17 protein-coding genes and 1 pseudogene are annotated in these 19777 nt (G+C 66.7%); 11 read left to right on the top strand and 7 right to left on the bottom strand.

What is annotated here, in order from left to right; all coding sequences use genetic code 11:
* Positions 1-69: 69 nt before the first annotated feature.
* A pseudogene (locus tag EEB15_RS05070) lies at positions 70-831 on the bottom strand (DEAD/DEAH box helicase family protein); the annotation flags it as partial.
* 82 nt (positions 832-913) lie between these two features.
* Between EEB15_RS05070 and EEB15_RS05065 the strand changes: the two are divergent.
* Positions 914-1333 carry a DUF1810 domain-containing protein gene (locus EEB15_RS05065; RefSeq protein ID WP_141508428.1) on the top strand — a complete coding sequence of 140 codons (420 nt, stop codon included), beginning with the start codon at positions 914-916 and terminating at the stop codon, positions 1331-1333.
* Here EEB15_RS05065 and add read toward each other — a convergent pair.
* The 4 genes from add to otsB form a co-directional block, all read right to left on the bottom strand.
* On the bottom strand, positions 1330-2361 hold the full coding sequence (add, locus tag EEB15_RS05060) for an adenosine deaminase (RefSeq protein ID WP_141508427.1): 1032 nt from the start codon (positions 2359-2361) through the stop codon (positions 1330-1332). The genes EEB15_RS05065 and add overlap by 4 nt on opposite strands.
* 70 nt (positions 2362-2431) lie before the next feature.
* Complete coding sequence (otsA, locus tag EEB15_RS05055) at positions 2432-3850, bottom strand: alpha,alpha-trehalose-phosphate synthase (UDP-forming) (RefSeq protein ID WP_141508426.1); 1419 nt, start codon at positions 3848-3850, stop codon at positions 2432-2434.
* Between the two features lie 7 nt (positions 3851-3857).
* Positions 3858-5657: a glycoside hydrolase family 15 protein gene (locus EEB15_RS05050; protein ID WP_141508425.1), complete on the bottom strand. Its 1800-nt coding sequence runs from the start codon at positions 5655-5657 to the stop codon at positions 3858-3860.
* The gene (otsB, locus tag EEB15_RS05045) at positions 5654-6397 is read right to left on the bottom strand and encodes a trehalose-phosphatase (RefSeq protein WP_141508424.1); all 744 of its coding nucleotides are present in this window, start codon (positions 6395-6397) and stop codon (positions 5654-5656) included. Before otsB ends, EEB15_RS05050 begins: the two co-directional genes overlap by 4 nt.
* Positions 6398-6542: 145 nt before the next feature.
* Here otsB and EEB15_RS05040 point away from each other — a divergent pair, with 145 nt between their 5' ends.
* The 7 genes from EEB15_RS05040 (at position 6543) to EEB15_RS05010 (ending at position 14161) form a co-directional block, all read left to right on the top strand.
* On the top strand, positions 6543-7337 hold the full coding sequence (locus tag EEB15_RS05040) for an enoyl-CoA hydratase/isomerase family protein (protein WP_141508423.1): 795 nt from the start codon (positions 6543-6545) through the stop codon (positions 7335-7337).
* Positions 7338-7381: 44 nt separating this feature from the next.
* Complete coding sequence (locus EEB15_RS05035; protein WP_141508422.1) at positions 7382-7741, top strand: hypothetical protein; 360 nt, start codon at positions 7382-7384, stop codon at positions 7739-7741.
* Positions 7742-7798: 57 nt separating this feature from the next.
* A complete protein-coding gene (locus EEB15_RS05030) occupies positions 7799-10063 on the top strand; it encodes a TonB-dependent receptor (RefSeq protein ID WP_141508421.1) in 2265 nt (754 codons plus the stop codon).
* Positions 10060-10956 carry a copper chaperone PCu(A)C gene (locus EEB15_RS05025; protein WP_141508420.1) on the top strand — a complete coding sequence of 299 codons (897 nt, stop codon included), beginning with the start codon at positions 10060-10062 and terminating at the stop codon, positions 10954-10956. The genes EEB15_RS05030 and EEB15_RS05025 overlap by 4 nt, the downstream gene beginning before the upstream one ends.
* Positions 10957-11028: 72 nt before the next feature.
* A complete protein-coding gene (locus EEB15_RS05020; protein WP_141508419.1) occupies positions 11029-11739 on the top strand; it encodes a PhaM family polyhydroxyalkanoate granule multifunctional regulatory protein in 711 nt (236 codons plus the stop codon).
* 19 nt (positions 11740-11758) lie between these two features.
* Positions 11759-13018, top strand: coding sequence for an FIST N-terminal domain-containing protein (locus EEB15_RS05015; protein WP_141508418.1), 1260 nt, complete (start codon positions 11759-11761; stop codon positions 13016-13018).
* Positions 13019-13021: 3 nt separating this feature from the next.
* On the top strand, positions 13022-14161 hold the full coding sequence (locus EEB15_RS05010) for a DUF535 family protein (RefSeq protein WP_141508417.1): 1140 nt from the start codon (positions 13022-13024) through the stop codon (positions 14159-14161).
* A gap of 27 nt (positions 14162-14188) precedes the next feature.
* Here the strand turns inward: EEB15_RS05010 and EEB15_RS05005 are convergent, their stop codons facing one another.
* Positions 14189-14920, bottom strand: a complete 732-nt coding sequence (locus EEB15_RS05005; RefSeq protein ID WP_141508416.1) for a helix-turn-helix transcriptional regulator — start codon at positions 14918-14920, stop codon at positions 14189-14191.
* Positions 14921-15041: 121 nt separating this feature from the next.
* On the opposite strand from EEB15_RS05005, the gene EEB15_RS05000 reads away from it, so the two are divergent.
* From EEB15_RS05000 to EEB15_RS04990, 3 genes are read left to right on the top strand one after another with little or no spacing between them, the layout of a single operon-like run.
* Positions 15042-15863: a hypothetical protein gene (locus EEB15_RS05000; RefSeq protein WP_199236454.1), complete on the top strand. Its 822-nt coding sequence runs from the start codon at positions 15042-15044 to the stop codon at positions 15861-15863.
* Positions 15864-15873: 10 nt separating this feature from the next.
* Positions 15874-17808, top strand: coding sequence for an MFS transporter (locus tag EEB15_RS04995; RefSeq protein WP_141508415.1), 1935 nt, complete (start codon positions 15874-15876; stop codon positions 17806-17808).
* Positions 17809-17852: 44 nt separating this feature from the next.
* Positions 17853-19067, top strand: a complete 1215-nt coding sequence (locus tag EEB15_RS04990) for a toxic anion resistance protein (protein ID WP_141508414.1) — start codon at positions 17853-17855, stop codon at positions 19065-19067.
* Between the two features lie 9 nt (positions 19068-19076).
* Here the strand turns inward: EEB15_RS04990 and EEB15_RS04985 are convergent, their stop codons facing one another.
* Positions 19077-19775, bottom strand: a complete 699-nt coding sequence (locus EEB15_RS04985; RefSeq protein WP_141508623.1) for a phospholipase D-like domain-containing protein — start codon at positions 19773-19775, stop codon at positions 19077-19079.
* Between the last annotated feature and the right edge of the window lie 2 nt (positions 19776-19777).

Genomic DNA, 19777 nt, shown 5'->3' with positions numbered 1-19777 from the left:
ATCGGGCTTGGACGCCAATGCATCAGCTAGATGCTCCTGCGTGATCTGACCGGCGACAAGACGCTGGCGCAGGTCGGCGCCTTTCGCATTGGGGCTCAGTTTGGCCATTGCGCCTTTGAACGGACGGAAGTCATTGACCATCGTCTGGTCGATCAGGGTATTGCGGTCGACCAGGAACAGGATGCGTTTCTTGGCACCGCTTTTCCACAAGCGCCAGATGATCTGGAATGCGGTGTAGGTCTTGCCCGTGCCAGTTGCCATGACCAGCAAGGCGCGCTGCTGGCCACGCGCGATGGCTTCCACCGTGCGATTGATCGCGTTGACCTGGTAATAGCGCGGAGTCTTGCTGGGCGAGTATGGGTATTCGGCAATCTGCGTGACCTGCTGGTCCCAACCCTTCCAAGCGCAGTAACGCTGCCAGAGTTCCGCAGGGGTCGGGAACTGCTCCAGCGTCAGATTTTCCTCAAGCACTCCTGAGGCCAACGTCTGATCGCGGAAAACAAAACCGTCGCCGTTGCTCGAAAAACTGAAAGGCACATCCAGCAGCTGCGCATAGTTGATGGCCTGCGCCATTCCGGCGCCGAGCGCGTGGTTGTTGTCCTTGGCCTCGATCACGGCGAGTGGGATGTTGGCCTTATGGCAAAGCACGTAGTCGGCGCGGAGAACCGACTTGAGATCACGACTCGATGATTTGCCCCGGACGACCACCCGGCCCGGTCCCAACGTGTACTCACGAAAAATTTGCTCGTGCAAATCCCATCCCGCTTGCTGCACCGCAGGCGTAATGAATTTGTCGCAAATATCCGTCTCGGACAGGCTCTTCTTCGTCACTCTTGAGCATCCCTGGCGGATGGTAACAAGAGGATGTCGCAAGTCCAACCGATCGGCGGCGTCGCGGTGCGATCATTTGCGAATGGACGACCTGCACAACCTCGCGCGTTTCGTGGACGCTCAGGCGCCTCTCTACGGGCAGGTGCTGGACGAGCTGCGGGCCGGACGCAAGCGCAGTCACTGGATCTGGCTCGTTTTTCCGCAGATCGCCGGCCTGGGCCACAGCGCGATGGCGCAGCGGTATGCGATCGCCTCGCTCGGGGAGGCGCAGGCCTATCTGGCGCATCCCGTGCTCGGCGCGCGGCTGCGTGAGTGCAGCGCACTGGTGCTGGCGGTGCAGGACCGGCCGGTTCACGACATCTTCGGCTCGCCCGACGACATGAAATTCCGTTCCTGCATGACGCTGTTTGCTTCTGCCGGCGACGGCAGCGGCGTCTTTGGGCAGTGCCTCGAAAAGTATTTCGGCGGCCAACCCGACCCATTGACGCTGGAGCTTCTCTAGGCGACCGATGGCCTGGGGCTGGATCCGGCGCGCCACGCAACAAGCGCGCGCAGCATTCCGTCCTTCGCTTCGGGGTTGGCGAAACTGGCTTCGATCGAGTTACGCGCCAGGCTTCGCACCACTTCGCCGTCCCAGTCGAAATGCTCCGCGCAGAGCCCGTATTCGCGCGGCAGGGACGTGCCCAGGAGACTGGGGTCGTCGGTGTTGATCGACACGCGCACGCCGGCCCGCCGCAGCGCGTCGATGGGGTGCGCCGCCAGAGACGGATAGACCTTCAGCGCCAGGTTGGAGCTGGGGCAGATGCCCAGCGCAATGCCGCGCCGCACGAGCGTGTCCACCAAAGCCGCGTCCTCGATCGCACGCACACCATGGTCGACACGATCCGCGCCCAGCAAGTCGACGGCGTCCCACACCCCGTCCGGGCCGCTGGATTCGCCCGCGTGCACCGTGCGGCGCAGGCCCGCGCCGGCGGCCCGCCGGAACGCGTCGGCAAAGCGAGGCCCCGTGCGGCCCGCCGTCGCCTCGTTGCCATCGACGGACAAGGCCACCACACGGGGATGCCGCCATGCGATGAGGTTGTCGACCAGTTCGGCCGCCTCGTCCGGGGTCTGCGTGCGCAGCAGGCTGACGCACAGGCCGACGCCGGGCAAGCCGTCCTGTTCGGCCTCGCGAAAGCCCGCCTCCAGTGCATCGAACAGCGCGCGAAGGCGTCCGTGCCAGGCGCTCCAATGGGTGGGGTTGATGATGAGATCGGCATAGCCAGTTCCGTCGCGCGCCAGCCGCTCGCAAAAGGAGCGTGCCAATTCGGCGGCGCGGTCGGCCGTGGAAGCCAGGCCGCACGCCCAATCGAGAAACTCGAGGAAGTCGGCCAGCCCGGTGAAGTCGAGCAGTCGCTCGCGCGGACGCGGAAGCGCGACGCCGGCTTGCCGGGCCCATCGCTCGAGGACGGCCGGCTCGAACGTGCCCTCCAGATGGACATGGATCTCGGCCTTGGGCAAGGCGCGCAGCACGTCAAGGGATATGGACATGCAGCGATCTTGCCGCGGAGCATCGCCCGCGGCATACGGCGGTGCGTATAAGCGTGATGCGGCCGCGGCCTTACAGCCGCAGCCAGGGCGTGCCGGTCTCTTCCGCCTTGGCCTTGGCCAATGTGTCCAGGAACGTGTCGCACCACCAGTGCACGTCGTAGCGGCGAATCGTTTTCATCAGCGCCTCGTAGCGCTCCCTGCGCTCTTCGAGCGGCATCTGCAGCGCCATGTTGATCGAGCTGGCGGTGCCTTCCGTGTCGTAGGGATTGACCAGCAGCGCCTCGGGCAACTGCTCGGCGGCTCCGGCGAAGCGCGACAGCACCAGCACGCCCGGGTTTTCCGGGTTCTGCGAAGCGATGAATTCCTTGGCCACCAGGTTCATGCCGTCGCGCAGCGGCGTCACCAGCGCCACGCTGCTGGCGCGGTACAGGCCGGGCAAGCGGGCGCGCGCCACCGTGCGGTGCATGTAGCGCACCGGCATCCAGTCCAGCTCGCCGAAGTTGCCGTTGATCGAACCGCACAGGCTTTCCAGCTCGTGCAGGATGTCGCTGTAGGCGCTCACGTCCTCGCGGCTGGGCGAGGCGATCTGGATCAGCGTGGCGCTGTTGTGCGTTTCCGGATTGCGTGCCAGCAGCTCCCGGAATGCGCGCATGCGCTGAGGCAGGCCTTTCGAGTAGTCGAGCCGGTCGACGCCGACGAGCAGTTTGCGGCGCGAATATTCGCGCTTCATGCGCTCGTACATCTCGCGGCCTTCGGGCGCTTCCGTCAGCGTGTTGAATTCGTCGACGTCGATGCCGATCGGGAAGGCGCCGGCCTGCACCGTGCGGTTGAACGCGCGCCAGCGGCCTTCACCCAGGTTCTGCGCATGCGCCTCCGTCTGCACGTACTCGCAGAAGTGCGAGTGGTCGGACTTGCTCTGGAAGCCGACCACGTCATAGGCGAACAGCGCGCGGATCAGCCAGTCGTGGCCGGGAATGGCGGCCAGGATCAGCGGCGGCGGCAGCGGGATGTGCAGGAAGAAGCCAATGCGCTGGTTGCATCCGAGCGCGCGCAGCTCCGCTGCCAGCGGGATCAAGTGGTAGTCGTGGATCCAGATGATGTCGTCTTCGCGCAGCATCGGCGCGAGCTTGCGCGCGAAAAGCTGGTTCACGCGCCGGTAGCCGGCGATGTAGCCGGCGTCGAAATCCGCGAGGTCGAGGCGGTAGTGGAACACCGGCCATAGCACGCCGTTCGAGTAGCCGAGGTAGAACGAGTTGTGGTCCTCTCGGCTCAAGTCGACCGTGACCAGCTTCACAGGGCCTGCCTGCTGCGTGTGCATCGCGCCTTCGCCGGCAACGCCGCCATCGGCCGCCTCCACGATCTTGCCGCTCCAGCCGAACCAGAGGCCGCCGGTGTTGCTCAACACCTCGGCGAGCGCGACCGCCAGCCCGCCGGCCGCGGTCTTGCGCGGGTCGGCGAGGCGGTTGGAAACAACGACCAGACGGCTCATGTTCTCTTTAGATCACCGTGTCCCACGGCGCGGAAAGCCGCACCGCGGCGTTGATCAACCCCACCATCGAATAGGTCTGCGGGAAGTTGCCCCACATTTCGCCCGTGACGGGGTGCGTGTCCTCCGACAGCAGGCCCAGCTTGTTGCGGCTGGCCAGCATCACCTCGAAGATCTCGCGCGCCTGGCCCTTCCGACCGATCCGCGCCAGCGCGTCGATGCGCCAGAAGGTGCAGATGTTGAAAGCGGTTTCAGGCTTGCCGAAATCGTCGGGCGCCTCGTAGCGCCGCATGTACGGCCCGTCACACAGCGACTGCTCTAGCGCGTCCACGGTGGCAATGAAGCGCGCATCGTGCGGATCGATGAATCCCACTTCCGCCATCAGCAGCGCGCTCGCGTCCAGGTCGCGCCCGCCGAAGCTCTCGGCAAAGGCCTGACGCTTCTCGCTCCAGGCTTCGCGCAAGATGCGCTCGCGGATCACGTCCGCGCGCTCGCGCCAGTAGCGGATGCGGTCGGGCAGCTTCAGTGTCGCCGCCACTTTCGCCAGCCGGTCGCACGCTGCCCAGCTCATGAGCACGGACGAGGTGTGGATGCGCGCGCGCGTGCGCAGCTCCCACATGCCGGCGTCGGGCTGGTCGTAGACGCGGAAGGCCTGCTCGCCCACCGCTTCGAGGTAGCCGAATTCGACCTTGCCCGCGCGGCGAAAGAGGCGGTGGTCATGGAACGACTGCGACGCACCCAGGATGATGTTGCCGTAGACGTCGTGCTGGAAGTGTTCCTGCGCCTGGTTGCCCACCCGCACCGGCCCCTCGCCGCGATAGCCGGGCAAGTGGCCGAGGATCGCCTCGGGCAGTTGTTCTTCCTGGCCGATGCCGTACAGCGGCTGGATGTGGCCGCCGCGCGAGCGCACCACGATGTTGTTCAGCCAGCGCAGGTAGTCTTCCATCGTGCCGACTTCTGACAGGCTATTGAGCGCGCGCACCACGAAGAACGCGTCGCGCAGCCAGCAGTAGCGGTAGTCCCAGTTGCGTCCGCTGTTCGGTGCCTCGGGAATGCTGGTGGTCATCGCCGCGATGATGGCGCCCGTGTCTTCGAACAGCGACAGCTTCAGCGTGATCGCCGCGCGGATCACCGCGTCCTGCCATTCGAGCGGAATGGCCAGGCGTCGCACCCACGTGTTCCAGTACGACAGGGTTTCCTGCTCGAAGCGGCGCGCCGTCTCTTCGATCCCGCCTTGCAAGGTCTCGTCGGGGCCGAGGATGAAGTTCATCTGCCGATCCACCACGAAGAACGTTTCCGACAGGACGTAGTTCAGCGGCGCGTCGGTGTTCAGGCGAAGGATCTGCGTGCCCACGTAGCGGATGTGGTGGCTGCCTTGCGTCACCGTCGGCTGCACGCGTCCCCAGTCATAGCGCGGGCGCATCACCACCCGCACGCGCGGGGTGCCCGACAGAACCTTGACACGGCGGACCACCGTCAGCGGCCGGAACATGCGGTCGCGGCTGGAAAAGCGTGGTGCGAGATCGGTGATCTCGATGCCGTGGCCCTGCTGGTCGTAGAGCCGTGTGCGAAGGATCGCGGTGTTGGGGATGTATTCCTGCTCGCTGCGCGCGAAGTTCTCGATCTCGAAGGCCCAGATGCTCCCGCTCTCGCCGCCGTCCAGCAGTGCGTTGAACACCGGGTCGCCGTCGAAACGCGGCAGGCAGCACCACACGATGCGCCCGCGTTCGTCGATGAGGGCGCTGTAGGCGCAATTGCCGATCACGCCCAGATTGAGGGACGGCGTGTGCGGGGGCGTGACGGAGCTCATGCGGAGACCTTTCCGGCCTTGGCGGCCACGGCGGCTTGGAGTTGGTAGCGCAATGCGGCGGGGGAGGCCAGGCGCTGCCACGCCACGGTGGCGCCTTCGCCCACCTTGACGCCCAGGCCGCGCAGCCGCTGCACGGTGGAGAAGCCGACCTCGTCGGTGAAGTCGTCGCCGACGAACACCGGCGTGCGGCCGGCAAACGGCGCCTCTTGCAGGAAGGCCTCGATCGCATGGCCCTTGCTGGCGCCGCCCGGCTTGGCCTCGGCCACCATCTTGCCGCGAAGCAGCGTGAGGCCCGGCGACCGTTCCACCGCGGCCTGCATCGTCTCCAGGCACAGGCGCTCGAGCTCGGGCGCCTGCCGGTAATGGAGCGCCACCGAACCGCGCTTGTTCTCGACGCGCAGTTGCGGGTGTATCGCGGCCAGGCCCAGCGCCGCCGCTTCGACTTCCTCCAGCGGATGCGTCGACATCAGCGTCACCCCGCCATCGGCGGAGCGGCGCTCGGCACCGTGCACCCCGGCGGCCGGCAACTGCAATGGGCGCAGGAAGGCGTCGATCTGCTCGATTGGGCGGCCGGAAATCAATGCAATGGCGCCGCCCAAATAATTCTTCAGCGATTCGAGCGTCGCGACGAGGCCCGACGGAACCACCACGGCTTCGGGCTGGGGCGCAAGGTCGACCAGGCTGCCATCGAAGTCCAGGAAGAGCGCGCAGGACGGGTGAAGGATGTCCACAAAATTCATCGTGGCTTACCGTAGCAGGGGCCCTGGTAGAGCACTAGGCGGCGTGAACGCTTAGCTGCGTAGGACTGCACCTACGGTTCGATGGGAAATCTGCTTTTGGCTGGCATATCCTTGCCAAATTACGCAACACGACAGGCCCTTCTATATGGACTATTCAAGCTATCGAACCCTCGCCATCACCCGCCGAGGCCCCCAGGACACCGTGCTCGACATCCAGATGCGCGCGCTGAACGGCAAGCTGCCGACGGCGGGCCATGAGGGCCATGGCGAGCTGGCGCAGATCTGGCGCGACATCGGCGCGGACGACAGCGTGCGCTGCGCGGTGTTGCGCGGCGAAGGCCTGGGCTTCTCGGGCGGCGGCGACCTGGCGCTGGTGGAAGACATGGCCGCGGACTTCGAGGTTCGCACGCGGGTCTGGAAGGAAGCACGAGACCTCGTCTACAACGTGATCAACTGCGACAAGCCCATCGTCAGCGCGCTGCACGGCCCGGCCGTGGGCGCGGGGCTGGTGGCCGGACTTCTGGCCGACATCTCCGTCGCTGCAAAGAGCGCCAAGATCGTCGACGGTCACACCCGCCTCGGCGTTGCCGCAGGCGACCACGCCGCCATCGTGTGGCCGCTCTTGTGCGGCCTGGCCAAGGCCAAGTACTACCTGATGCTGTGCGAAGCGGTGAGCGGCGAAGAGGCCGAGCGCATCGGCCTGGTGTCGCTGGCGGTCGACGACGACCAGGTGCTGCCCAAGGCCTACGAGATCGCCGACAAATTGGCGCTCGGGTCGCAAAGCGCGATTCGCTGGACGAAATACTCGCTCAATAACTGGCTGCGCCAGGCGGGGCCGGCGTTCGATACCTCGTTGGCGCTCGAGTTCATGGGGTTCGCCGGGCCCGACGTGAAGGAAGGCATCGCGTCGCTGCGCGAGCGGCGCGCGCCGAAGTTCTGACACCACGCCAAGCGCCATAAGCTGCCGGCGGCGATAATCGGCGGATGCAAGCCCTGCGCAACGCCTCGTTCTTCGCCCGCCTCGTGCTGGCGTGGTTCGCGTTGTCGTTGGGTGTTGCCATTGCGTCGCCCATCGTCAAGCCGCAAGCCGTGGAGCTGATCTGCTCGGGCGGCGTCGTCAAGCTGGTGACCCAGGGCGACGATGGCAGCAAGCCGGCGGGCCCGCACACGCTGGACTGCCCGCTGTGCGCGGCGACGGGCGCACCACCCGTTCCGGCGCAGGACGCGGCCCGTGCCGAGCTTCCGCTGGGTCACGTTCTTCAATCGATTCCCGCAGCGCGCATCGCCGCGCTCACCGCCGCGCCGCTGCCCGCGCGCGGCCCCCCCGCTTCCGCCACCTTCTGAAGAGCGTCCCGGTGCAAAAGCGCCGGTGACTTGTTTCGTTGGTTCCGCGGAGTTGCCTTGCTTCCCACCCGTCTTGCCCTGGCTCTGGCCACGGCCTTCCCTTTCATTGCGCAGGCGCATGAGCCGGCGCCGCCGCCGGTGCGCTCGCTCGGCACGGTCACCATCACCGGCGGCCAGCCCACGTCGCTGCCGACTCAGCTTCCCACCACCATCGAGCGCGTGACCCGCGAGCAGATCGAGCATTCGATCAATGCGAACGACAGCGAAGACGCGCTCAAGTACCTGCCCAGCCTGCTGGTGCGCAAGCGCTACATCGGCGACTACAACCACGCCGTGCTGTCGACCCGCGCTTCGGGCACCGGCAACAGCGCGCGTTCGATGGTTTACGCGGACGGCATCCTGTTGTCCAACTACCTCGGCAACGGCGCGGCGTTCGCGCCGCGCTGGATGCTCGTCACGCCGGAGGAGATCGAACGCGTCGACGTGCTGTACGGCCCGTTCTCCGCCGCGTACCCGGGCAACTCGGCGGGCGCGGTGGTGGACTTCGTCACCCGCATGCCGCGCCAGTTCGAGGCCCACGCCAAGATCGGCTTCTCGCACCAGCCGTTCGCACTGTACGGCAGCGAGGGCGGTTCTTCCGGCAAGCAGGCCAGCGCATCGCTGGGCAACCGGAGCGGGCCCTGGGCCTGGCGTTTGAACGTCAACCGGGGCGAGAGCGAGGGCCAGCCGCTCACATTTGCCACGCGCCTGGTGAGCCAGGGCGCCACTCCCACGGGCGCTGAGACGCAAGTCACGGGGGCGGTGCCGGGCCTCAACCGCAACAATCAGCCGTGGCACTTGCTCGGCGCCGCGACGCAGTACCACTCGGTGCAAGACCACCTGAAGGCGCGTGTGGCCTACGACTTCTCGCCGACGGTGCGCGCGACCTACACGCTGGGCTGGTGGCACAACGTCTCGGAAGGCCGGCCCGTGAGCTACCTGCGCGATGCGGCAAGCAACGCGGTGTACAGCGGCAAGGTGAACATCGGCGGCCGCGCCTTTACGCTGGCGCCGGGGGACTTCGGCCTGTCGAACGAAGACCTCACGCATGTGATGCACGGTTTGTCCGTCAAGAGCCACACGCACGGCACCTGGGACTGGGAGATCGCGGCCAGCCGCTACGACTACGCACGCGACGTGCTGCGTGCAGCCACGGTCGCGATGCCGGGCGCGCTCGCGGGCGGCGCCGGCCGCATCGTCGACGGCGGCGGCACCGGCTGGGCCACGCTGGCGTTGAAAGGTACATGGCGGCCGCAAGGCGGCGAGGGCCCGCACATCATCGACTTCGGCCTTCACGGCGACACTTACCGGCTGCGCAGCATCGAGAACGCCACGAGCGACTGGATCGCCGGCTCGCCCGGAGCAATGAACCAGTCTTCCAGCGGCGAGACCCGGCTCACCAGCCTGTACGCGCAGGACACGTGGAAGATCGCGCCCGAGTGGAAGGCCGTCCTGGGCGCGCGCTTCGAGCAATGGCGCGCATCGGCGCCCGCGGCGACGCCGGTCGATCGCCGCGAGAGCCACGTCTCGCCGAAGTTCGCGCTCGCATATCAAGCCAGCGAGCGCTGGGTGCTCAAGGCCTCGGCGGGACGGGCGGTGCGCATGCCCACCGTGTCCGAGTTGTTCCAGCGCGGCACCACCAGCGCGGGCGTCGCGGTCACGAACGACCCGAACCTGAAGCCGGAACGATCCTGGACCAGCGAGCTGACGGCCGAGCGCGACCTGGGCAAGGGGCTGCTCCGCTTGACGGCATTTTTCGAGCGTACCCGCGACGCGTTGTATTCGCAGACCAATGTGACGGTCACACCCAATGTCACCAGCGTGCAGAACGTCGATGAGATCCGCACGCGCGGGCTGGAGCTGGCGCACCAGGAGGCCGATGTCTGGGTCAAAGGCCTGGAACTGGCCTCCAGCCTGACCTGGACCGACTCCATCGTCACGAGGAACGCGAAGTTCCCGGCCAGTGTCGGCCAGTGGCAGCCGCGCATCCCGCGCTGGCGCGCCTCGGCCGTGGCCACCTGGCGGCCCGACGACAAGTGGTCGTACACGCTGGGTGCGCGCTACAGCGGCCGGCAGTACAGCACGCTGGACAACTCGGACGCGAACGGCTTTGCCTACCAGGGTGCAAGCAAGTACTTCACCGCCGACGTGCGGGTGCGCTACCAGATCAGCCCCAACTGGTCCGCCGCATTTGGCATCGACAACCTGAACAACTACAACTACTGGAATTTCCATCCCTATCCCCAGCGCACGTACAGCGCTGAACTGAAGTTCGATCTATGAAAAACCTCTCTCGTTTCCTCGTCGCCTTCTCCGGCTTGGCCGCTTCGGCCGCCGGCTTTGCCCATGTCTCGCTGGAAGAGCCGCGCGCGGAGGCGGGCCGGCCCTACCGCGCGGTGCTGCGCATCGGGCACGGTTGCGACAAGGCCGCAACCACGTCGGTCTCCGCGCGTCTGCCCGCCGGGTTCCAGGGCGCCAAGCCCGAGCCCAAGCCGGGCTGGTCGGTGAACGTGCAGGGCGACACTGCGACCTGGACCGCGGCCACCAAGGAAGCCTCGCTTCCCGACGGCCAGCGCGGTGAGTTCGTGGTGACGGGCACGCTGCCCCGAACCGCGGGCCTGTTGTGGTTCAAGGTGCTGCAGACCTGCGAGCAGGGCAGCCTCGACTGGGCCCAGGTGCCGGCCGAGGGCACGTCCACGGCGGGGATGAAGACGCCCGCCGCGCTGCTGCAGGTCTTGTCGCCCGCCGACTTCGCGCTGGCCCAGTCACTGCCGAAAGTGGAAGGCGCCTGGGCCCGCAGCACGGTGCCGGGCCAGCAGGGCACCGGCGCGTTCATGCGGCTGAACGCCAGCAAGCCGATGCAGCTGGTGGGCGTGTCGACGCCGGTGGCCGGCACCGCTGAGGTTCACGAGATGAAGATGGAAGGCAGCATCATGCGGATGCGGGCCGTTCCGCACCTGGACCTGCCCGCAGGCCAGACCACCGAGCTCAAGCCCGGCGGCTACCACATCATGCTGCTCGACCTGAAGCAACCGTTGGCCGCTGGCAGTGTGGTGCCGTTGACCCTGCTCTTTCGCGACGCGAGCGGCGCGCAGAGCAAGCTGGAGGTGAAGGTGCCGGTGGCAACGACCGCGCCGGGCGGCGCAGCGGCCCCGACGGATGGGCACAAACACTGATACAGGCGGCGTCGCCAGCACAGGGCGCTTGCGGTAAGCTGTCAGCACTACACAAACCCAAGCGGAGCGGCCATGAGCGACAACCAGAATTTCGGGTTCGGCAAATTCGTCCCGGGCTTTGATTTCTTGCAGAACCTGGCCAAGGGCGCGTCGCAGACGCTGCCGCAGATGCCCAACCTGTCGAATTGGGTTGCGCCCACGCTCAACCTCGAGGAGCTGGAAAAGCGCATCGGCGAACTGAAGGCCGTGCACTTCTGGCTCGACCAGAACTCCAAGGCGCTGGGCGCCACGATCCAGGCGCTGGAAGTGCAGAAGATGACGCTGGCCACCCTCAAGGGCATGAACTTCAACATGGGCGACGTGGCCAACGCGCTCAAGCTGAAGGCCGCCGACACCATGTTCAGCGGCGTGCAGAAGGTCACCGAGACAGCCGCGGATACCGCCGATGCCATTTCCAGCGCGGCTTCCGACGCGGCTGCCAAGTCGAAGGCCGTGCGCAAGACCAGCAAGGCCAAGTCCGCGGGCTCGGCGTCCACGGGCGTGGTCGATCCGCTTCAGTGGTGGGGCGCACTCACACAGCAATTCCAGCAGATCGCGGCCGGTGCGATGAAGGACGCGGCCACCCAGACGGCGGTGACCACCGCCAAGAACATGGCCACCGGCGTGGCCAAGGAAGCGATGAAGTCCGCCACCGGGATGGCCAAGGCCGCAACCCGTTCGGTGACAGGCGCGGGCCGCAAGCCGGCCGCGAAGCGCACCGCCAAAAAATCGGGCGGGCGCTGACCGCCGAGCGAGGCCGCCCGTGAAGCTCTTCCCGTTCGGGCACGCGACCCACCCGCAGTGGCAGATGGCCGCCGGGCTGGTGCTGGCGCAGCTGCGCGCCCAGATGGCGTTGCGCGACTACGCGCAATCGCCGACCCTGGGCCTGCTGTACGTGACGGACCATTACGCACCGGCGGCGCAAGAAATCCTCGATCACCTCGGCGCCGAGTTGCCCGAGGTCACCGATTGGTCAGGAACCGTGGGCGTGGGCATCGCGTCGTCGAACGTCGAGTATTTCGACGAGCCGGCCCTCGCGGTGATGCTGTGCGACCTGCCGCCTGACCAGTACCGGGTGTTTTCCGGTGTCGCACCGCTCGCGGTGGGCGACGGCATGGGCTTCGAGCCGCACACCGCGCTCGTCCATGCGGACGCCAGCACGCCCGACGTGGCGGACCTCATCGCCGAGATGGCGGGCCGCACGGCCACGGGCTACCTGTTCGGCGGCCTGGCATCGAGCCGGACGGATGCCGTGCAGTTCGCGGTGGGCGGCAACGGCAACATCAAGGGCCAAGGTGCGGCGGGAGGCGTCTTCAGCGGCGGGCTTTCTGGCGTGGCTTTCGGCGAAGGCATCGCGCTGGTGTCGCGCGTGACGCAAGGGTGCCAGCCCGTGGCGGCACAGCGCGTCGTCACGGCCGCCGACGGCAACCTCATCACCGAACTCGACGGCGAACCCGCGCTCGACGTGCTGCTGCGGGACACGGGCATCTCGCTCGATCGCCCCCAGGAAGCGATGACGGCCCTGCGCGCCACGCTGGTGGGGCTGACCGAAGCCGGCGGCGATGCCATCGGCCGAACCGGCAATTTCGGTGCCGACGTCGTCGTGCGCCACATCATCGGGTTGGACCCGGGCCGGCGCGGCGTCGCGATCGCCGACCGTGTGGCCGTGGGCATGCGCATGGCCTTCTGCCGGCGCAATGCCCAGGCCGCGCGCGCGGACCTGACGCGCATTTGCGCCGAGATCCGCGAGGAACTGGAGCCGGAAGAGATGCCGCTGCCTGTGGCCGCGGCGCTGGCAGCGCCGGAGGCGCAGGCCGCGCCGAGCCCGGCGCGCCGGATCGCGGGCGCGCTGTATGTGAGCTGCGCCGGCCGCGGCGGACCGCATTTCGGCGGTCCCAGCGCCGAGTTGCAGATCGTGAGGCGGGCATTGGGTGACGTGCCGCTGGTGGGTTTCTTCGCGGGCGGCGAGATCGCCCGCCACCACCTGTACGGCTACACCGGCGTGCTGACGGTGTTCCGCTGATTCATGGGTCGCCGGCCTTCACAGGGGTTGCCTGGCACCTGGGCTGCGGTGCGCTGGGCCATGCAGGCCGGCGCCGCCGGTGGGGGCACGTCGCGCCCGCGCCTGGCCTGGCGGGCCTTCGTGGCAACGATGGGACACCGCCCGGCCCTTCGCCGCTGGATGGAGCTCGTGTACGAGCTGCATTCGCGCGGCATCGTCGAGGATCCCCAAGCCGAATACCTGCGGGCGATCCGGCCCTATGTGCATCGCGGCACCGGGTTTGCCGATCGGATCGTCCAGCTCGTCGACCACATGGACTGGCTCGAAACCGCCTTCCATGCCAAGGCCTTCGAAACCATCGCCTCAGGCCGGCCTCTGGTGCTGGCCGAACTCGCCGCGCCGCGCGGCTACGACTTCATGCGGTTGCAGATCCAGCAGGCTCCGCCGCAAAGCCCGGAAGGTGAATTGCTGCTCACGCTCAGCCTGCAGCGCTCGGCCGACATACAGCACAAGCCGCAGCCCGTCGACGCCGGCGTGCTCGCGTTCAGCCGGTTCCGCGTCGACGGTGTTGCCTGCCTGGTGATCGGCGGTGTGCGCGGTCAGCGGCATCCGGTGGTGCGCGTGAGCCCGATGGAAGTCAACCAGGCGCTGCAAGGCTGGAAGCCCTCGGTGCTGATGATCCGGATGGCACAGGAGCTGGCTCGCCACTGGGGCTTGCAGCTGATCGGGCTGGACCCGGCGGCGCATCGCCTGAACGGCTGGTCCTACAAATGGACAAGGCGTTACCGCCACGCCGCCAGGCGCATCTTTGGCAGCTACGACGGCTTGTGGCAGCACTTCGAGGCCACCAACGGTCCGCCGGGCTGGGTGATCGTCCCCATCAATTCCGACGAGAAGCTCGCGGCCACGGCGTTGTCTCCGGAAAAGCGCGCGCGCCAGACCCGCCGCGCCGACTACTGGATCCGCACCCGCAACCTGCTGCGCGCGCAGTTCAGGCTGCTGCTGCAGCGGCCGGGCCGCGAGGCGCGCCTGTCGCGCGTGACCGAGCAGCACGCCCGCGACAGCGCCGCAACCGACAGCGTGCTGGAGTCGGACCTGTTCGCCGACGACAACCTGGTCGTGCCGTCCCGCGTTCTGGAGACTGGGCCCGGCACGCTGGTCTAGGGCCCCGCGTCTCGCACCCGCCCGCGCTCAGCGCTTGAGCGCCACGAACGCGCCGAACTCCCAGCTGCGCATCGCCAGCAGCAGCGTGTAGCCCTCGCGGTCCTTGTCCGCCAGTTTCTGGTCGGCCTGGTGCTGCTGCGCGAAGTCCTGCGCCACACGCTGCATCCGCTCGAAGAAGGACGGCGCCAGGCTGCGGCTGACCGATCCATGCACCAGCAGCACGCCTTCGCCCAGGCCGTCGAAGCCGCCCGAGAAGTAGTCGAGCACCGCGTTCTCGCGGAAATAGTTCATCACCGGGCCATGCGCGCGCCAGCGAAATGTCTTGGCCAGCTTGAGCCGGTAGCGATTCAGCGGCCGCAGCTGGATGATGCCGATGCGATCGAGCTGCACGAAGTACTTGATGCACTCGGCCTCGGTCAGCCGGTAGTAGCCGACGATCTGCTCGAGCGTCCATTGCGAGAGCACGCACAACGCGCACAGCAGCAGCTTCTTGTCGGCAACGACGGCCCGCTCCTGCTCCTGCGTCATTTCCTTCAGCAGGGGCTGCGCGTCCGCGACGCGCCGCGCGAGTTCCGCGAAGTCCAGCTTGAGTGCCCGGCAGATCGCGTCGATGCGCGACAACGGCATGTCGCCCTTGGCCAGCATCCGCTTGACGCTCGATTCGGCCATGCCCAGCGCCCGCGCCAGGTCGGCGTACGTCATCTGGGCGGATTTGAGCTCCTTCTTCAGGGTGAGGACGAGATCGGCGGTGGTGCTCATGGCGTGCAGGTATCGAAATGCGATACCTAAAGGGCTGTGATGATGAAATGTATCGTAATTCGGCCGTTTTCAGCATCGCTATTTGCACACTCCGCCCATCGACCCCCAGGAGAGGAAGAAGATGAGAGCGACTTTTTCGGAAACCGTGCTTGCGCTGGCCTGCTGCGCCTTGTTGGCAGCGGCGCTTTTCGCCCCGGGCGTGGTCCAGCCGGGCCACTACCATGCGTTCGCGGACGCGCGGACGATTGCGGGCATCCCCTTTGCGATGGACGTGGTCTCCAACCTGGCCTTCGCAATCGCCGGCTTGGTCGGCCTGGGCTATTTGTGGGCGCTGCCGCCACGCAGCCTGAGCAACATGCAGCGCGCCATGGCTGTGCTGTTCTTCATGGGTCTCGTCCTCACGGCGGCCGGGTCGAGCTGGTACCACTGGCAACCCGATGATGCCGGCCTGGTGATCGACCGCCTCGGCATGGCCGTGGCCTTCGCGGGGATCCTCGGACTCGCAGCCGCGGACCGGGTGAGCGACCGCGCGGGTGCGGCGCTCGGCCTGGGTGTGTTGCTGCTCGCGCCGATTGCGATCAAGACCTGCGCAGCGACCGGCAACGTGCTGCCGTGGACGTTGCTGCAGTTCGGCGGCATGGTGCTGGTGGGTTGGTTCGCCGGATTGCGGCCGCTCCATGGCGCTCTTGGCATCCGCTGGGCATTGGTGATCCTGGTCTACGGCGTGGCCAAGCTGTCGGAAATCAACGATCACGAGGTGTACGAACTCACGGGCCATTGGGTCGCCGGTCATACGCTCAAGCACCTCGTCGCGTCGCTGGCGGCGTGGCCCGTCATCATGGCGATTCGCGCACTGGCCGAATCCAGGCAGAATGCCCCAGGATTCGCCCGCATACAGGGCGCTACCCCGCGCCGGGCAGGCCGCGCGACGGCCAGCCAATAGGAGGAGCTTCATGGAATCGACCATCGCCGACGTGGGCGCGAGCGCTCCCGCTCACGCCCACCCGAACCAGTTCGCGCTGCTGAAGCAACGCCGCTTCGCGCCGTTCTTCTGGACGCAGTTCTCGGGCGCCGCCAACGACAACCTGTTCAAGTTCGCGTTCACCGTGATGGTGACCTACCAGCTGCAGATTGCATGGTTGCCGCCGGCGATGGCGGGGCTGGTGATCGGTGCGCTGTTCATCCTGCCGTTCCTGCTGTTCTCGGCCACGAGCGGACAGCTGACCGACAAGTACGACAAGACCACGATGATCCGGTTCGTCAAGAACCTGGAGATCGCGATCATGGGCATCGCGGCCGTCGGTTTCTACAACGACAACGTGGCCATCCTTCTCGCGTGCACCTTCCTCATGGGCTTGCACTCGACGCTGTTCGGGCCGGTGAAGTTCGCCTACCTGCCGCAAGTGCTGAACGAACGCGAGCTCACGGGCGGCAACGGCATGGTGGAGATGGGCACCTTCGTGGCCATCCTGCTGGGCAACGTGGTGGGCGGGTTGATCGTGGCGATACCGGAAGTGGGCCGCCAGGACGTCGCGATCGCCTGCGTGCTGCTGGCGTTGGTGGGCCGGGGCATCGCGCAGTTCATCCCGTCCGCGCCGGCGACCGACCCGGGCTTGAAAGTCAACTTCAACCCGATCAGCGAGACCGTTCGCAACCTCAAGCTCGCGCACGAAAACATCGTCGTGTTCCGCTCGCTGCTGGGCATCAGCTGGATGTGGTTCTTCGGCGCCGTGTTCCTCTCGCAGTTTCCGAGCTTCGCCAAGGAAGTGCTGCACGGCAACGAGCAGGTGGCTTCGCTGCTGCTGGTGGTGTTCTCCATCGGCATCGGTGTGGGTTCGCTGCTGTGCGAAGTGCTGTCGCGCCGTCACGTGGAAATCGGCCTGGTGCCGCTGGGCGCCATCGGCATGAGCGTGTTCGCGATCGACCTGTACTTCGCTTCGAACGCCGTACCGCAGTTCTACGTGCCGACGACTTTGGGTCTGTCACAGTTCCTTGGCTTCCCTGCTCACTGGCGTGTGATGGCCGACCTGGCGCTGCTCAGCCTGTTCGCCGGTCTCTACAGCGTCCCGATGTACGCGCTGATCCAGCTGCGCAGCCAGCCCACGCACCGCGCGCGCATCATCGCCGCGAACAACATCCTCAACGCGCTCTTCATGATCGCGAGTTCGGTGATCGCCGGGCTGCTGCTCAAGTTCGGCATGACCATTCCGCAGATATTCCTGCTGGTCGGGCTGGCCAACGCGGTGGTGGCGTTCTACATCTTCATGCTCGTGCCCGAGTACCTGCTGCGCTTCATCGCGTGGATCGCTTCGCGCATGGTGTATCGCTTCAAGGTCACGGGCGACGATCACATCCCGGTCGAGGGCGCGGCGGTGCTGGTGTGCAACCACGTGAGCTTCGTCGACGCCGTGTTGCTGATGGCGGCGAGCCCGCGGCCGATCTACTTCGTCATGGACCACCGCATCTTCCAGGTGCCGGTGCTGGGCGGGCTGTTCAAGCTGGCCAAGGCGATTCCCATCGCGCCGCGCAATGAAGACCCGGTGGCTTACGAAGCCGCATTCGAGGCCGCGGCCAAGGTGCTGCGGGGTGGCGACCTGCTGGCGATTTTCCCCGAAGGCGGCATCACTCGCGACGGCACGCTGCAGGAGTTCAAGGGCGGCATCATGAAGATCCTGGAGCGCCAGCCGGTGCCCGTGATCCCGATGGCGCTTACCAACCTGTGGGGCTCGTTCTTCAGCCGCGTCGAAGAGGGCGGCGCGATGGTTCGGCCGTTCCGGCGCGGGCTGTTCAACCGGGTGGGGTTGAATGTCGGCGCGCCGATCGCACCGGCCCAGGTGCAGCCGGCCGTCTTGCAATCCGAGGTTGCGAAACTGCTGGCCGCCGGTTAGATTTGCCCCAAGAATCGAACGCGAACGTCTGGAAAGGTATTTTCATGAACACGCAATCCGGCGAAGCGCCGAAGGCCGCAGTGGCCGACACTTTTCAGCTCACGCCGCCTGAAGTCATCACGCCTGTGAGCGAGCAGACCGCCCGCACCGCGGTGCCCATGAAGGCCGAGCTCAAGACGGCCGTGGAAGATCAGGTCGATCGTTTCATGGAGGGCCTGCTGAACGAGGACGTGCAAAGCGAGGCCTTCAAGGCCCGGCTCGACAGCGCCTTCGCGTTGGGCCGTGAAGAGGTTTCGGTGGCCTCGAGCCTGATGCAGGGGCGCCTGATGGAGCGCAACTTCGCCGGGATGGAAGACACGACGGCGTTCAAGGCCATCCAGGAGATGCGCGGGCACCTGGACGAGCTCAACCCCGGCAATGACGGCGATCTGTTCCAGCCGCAGAAGCTGCTCGGCTTCATCCCCTACGGCAACAAGCTGCAGAACTACTTTCGCAAGTACGAGAGTGCGTCGGGCCAACTGCAAAAGAGCATGCAGCAGCTCTATTCGGCTCGCGACGACATGCAGCGCGACGTGGTGGACCTGGAAGCGACGCGCACCAAGCTCTGGGATGCGATGCAGCGGCTGGGCGGCGCCATTCACTTTGCGGAGACGCTGGACGCGAAACTGCATGCCAGGGTCGAGGCGCTCAAGTCCACCGATGCGGTGCGGGCCAAGGCGCTCGAGCAAGAGGTGCTGTTCTACGCCCGCCAGAACCTGCAGGACATGTTGACGCAGCAGGCTGTCTGCACCAACGGCTACCTCGCCCTCGACGTGCTCAAGAAGACCGCCCGTGAAATGATGAACGGCTGCAGCCGCGTAGCGACTACCGGGATGAGCGCGCTGGCGGTCGCCCAGACCGTGGCGCGCGCCACCGGCAACCAAATCAAGGTCATGGAGATGCTCACCGGCGTCAATAGCTCCATCGAGAGCCTGATCGCGGAGAGCGGGCGCCAGCTGAATACGCACGTCGACAAGACGGCGCAATTCGCGCAGAACCCGATGGTCGGGATCGAAAAACTCAAGGAAATGTTCGACCAGACGTTCAAGGCGATGGATGCCATGGACGCTTTCCGATCCAAGGCCATCGACGTGATGGGCCAGAACAACGCGATCATCAAGGAGCAGCTGGCCAAGGCCGACGGGTATGTAGACCGCGTGCGCCAGCAGCAGGCACGTGAGGCGACCCAGCTGGGTTCCAGCGGCCCCGTCGCGCTCTAAAGATTCCGATCAGGCCTTGAGGCCTTGCCACAGCCGGTCGAACACCTGCTGGAACTGGTGAACGAGCCGCGCATCGTCGGTGGCCACCAGGTTCTCCTCGTTGTGATAGCACGCGCTGCGGGTCCAGTTGTAGCTGCCGTTGAGGAGCCACTGGCCATCGAAAATCGCGAACTTGTGGTGCATGTGCGCGTCGGTGCGGTCCACCACAATGGGAACGCCCGCCGCGCGAAGGCGCGCCACGTCGCTGCCGGCGTCGAACTCCTTGGTGTTGTCGGTGATGAAGCGCAATGCCACGCCCCGCTCCAGGGCCGCCACCACCTCTTGCGTGATCCGGTCGTCCGACAGCGTGAACACGCACAGGTCCACCGCGCGCCGGGCGCCGCGAAAGTGCCGCACCAGCGTTTTCAGGCAATCCTCACCGGGGCTGAAGCAGGCATAGGCCTGGGGCAAGCGCGCGTCCGGCCGCGCCACATCCAGCGCGCGCATCACGCCTTCCAGCCAAGCCAAGGCCTCCTGCGGCGTCGCGCCGGCGAGGCTCGCGCGCGCCATCTCGAAAGCGCGATTGCGCAGGTGACGGAAGGCCTCCTCGGGCGGGTCGACCTTCTTCAGCGCGAGGGCGAATTCCCTCCGTTCGCCGTCGCTGAGCCGCAGGTCGGACAGCGAGCTTTCCAGTTGTGCCACGAGCGCGGCCTGCGCGGCGGGCGTCATCG

Source organism: Ramlibacter sp. WS9 (assembly GCF_003797765.1).
Taxonomy (GTDB): domain Bacteria; phylum Pseudomonadota; class Gammaproteobacteria; order Burkholderiales; family Burkholderiaceae_C; genus Ramlibacter.
This window is presented reverse-complemented; position numbering and strand designations above follow the sequence as displayed.

Coding starts and splice junctions, on each gene's coding strand:
- EEB15_RS05065 (WP_141508428.1), top strand. CDS start 914: ATGGACGACCTGCACAACCTCGCGCGTTTCGTGGACGCTCAGGCGCCT.
- add (WP_141508427.1), bottom strand. CDS start 2,361: ATGTCCATATCCCTTGACGTGCTGCGCGCCTTGCCCAAGGCCGAGATC.
- otsA (WP_141508426.1), bottom strand. CDS start 3,850: ATGAGCCGTCTGGTCGTTGTTTCCAACCGCCTCGCCGACCCGCGCAAG.
- EEB15_RS05050 (WP_141508425.1), bottom strand. CDS start 5,657: ATGAGCTCCGTCACGCCCCCGCACACGCCGTCCCTCAATCTGGGCGTG.
- otsB (WP_141508424.1), bottom strand. CDS start 6,397: ATGAATTTTGTGGACATCCTTCACCCGTCCTGCGCGCTCTTCCTGGAC.
- EEB15_RS05040 (WP_141508423.1), top strand. CDS start 6,543: ATGGACTATTCAAGCTATCGAACCCTCGCCATCACCCGCCGAGGCCCC.
- EEB15_RS05035 (WP_141508422.1), top strand. CDS start 7,382: ATGCAAGCCCTGCGCAACGCCTCGTTCTTCGCCCGCCTCGTGCTGGCG.
- EEB15_RS05025 (WP_141508420.1), top strand. CDS start 10,060: ATGAAAAACCTCTCTCGTTTCCTCGTCGCCTTCTCCGGCTTGGCCGCT.
- EEB15_RS05020 (WP_141508419.1), top strand. CDS start 11,029: ATGAGCGACAACCAGAATTTCGGGTTCGGCAAATTCGTCCCGGGCTTT.
- EEB15_RS05010 (WP_141508417.1), top strand. CDS start 13,022: ATGGGTCGCCGGCCTTCACAGGGGTTGCCTGGCACCTGGGCTGCGGTG.
- EEB15_RS05005 (WP_141508416.1), bottom strand. CDS start 14,920: ATGAGCACCACCGCCGATCTCGTCCTCACCCTGAAGAAGGAGCTCAAA.
- EEB15_RS05000 (WP_199236454.1), top strand. CDS start 15,042: ATGAGAGCGACTTTTTCGGAAACCGTGCTTGCGCTGGCCTGCTGCGCC.
- EEB15_RS04995 (WP_141508415.1), top strand. CDS start 15,874: ATGGAATCGACCATCGCCGACGTGGGCGCGAGCGCTCCCGCTCACGCC.
- EEB15_RS04990 (WP_141508414.1), top strand. CDS start 17,853: ATGAACACGCAATCCGGCGAAGCGCCGAAGGCCGCAGTGGCCGACACT.
- EEB15_RS04985 (WP_141508623.1), bottom strand. CDS start 19,775: ATGACGCCCGCCGCGCAGGCCGCGCTCGTGGCACAACTGGAAAGCTCG.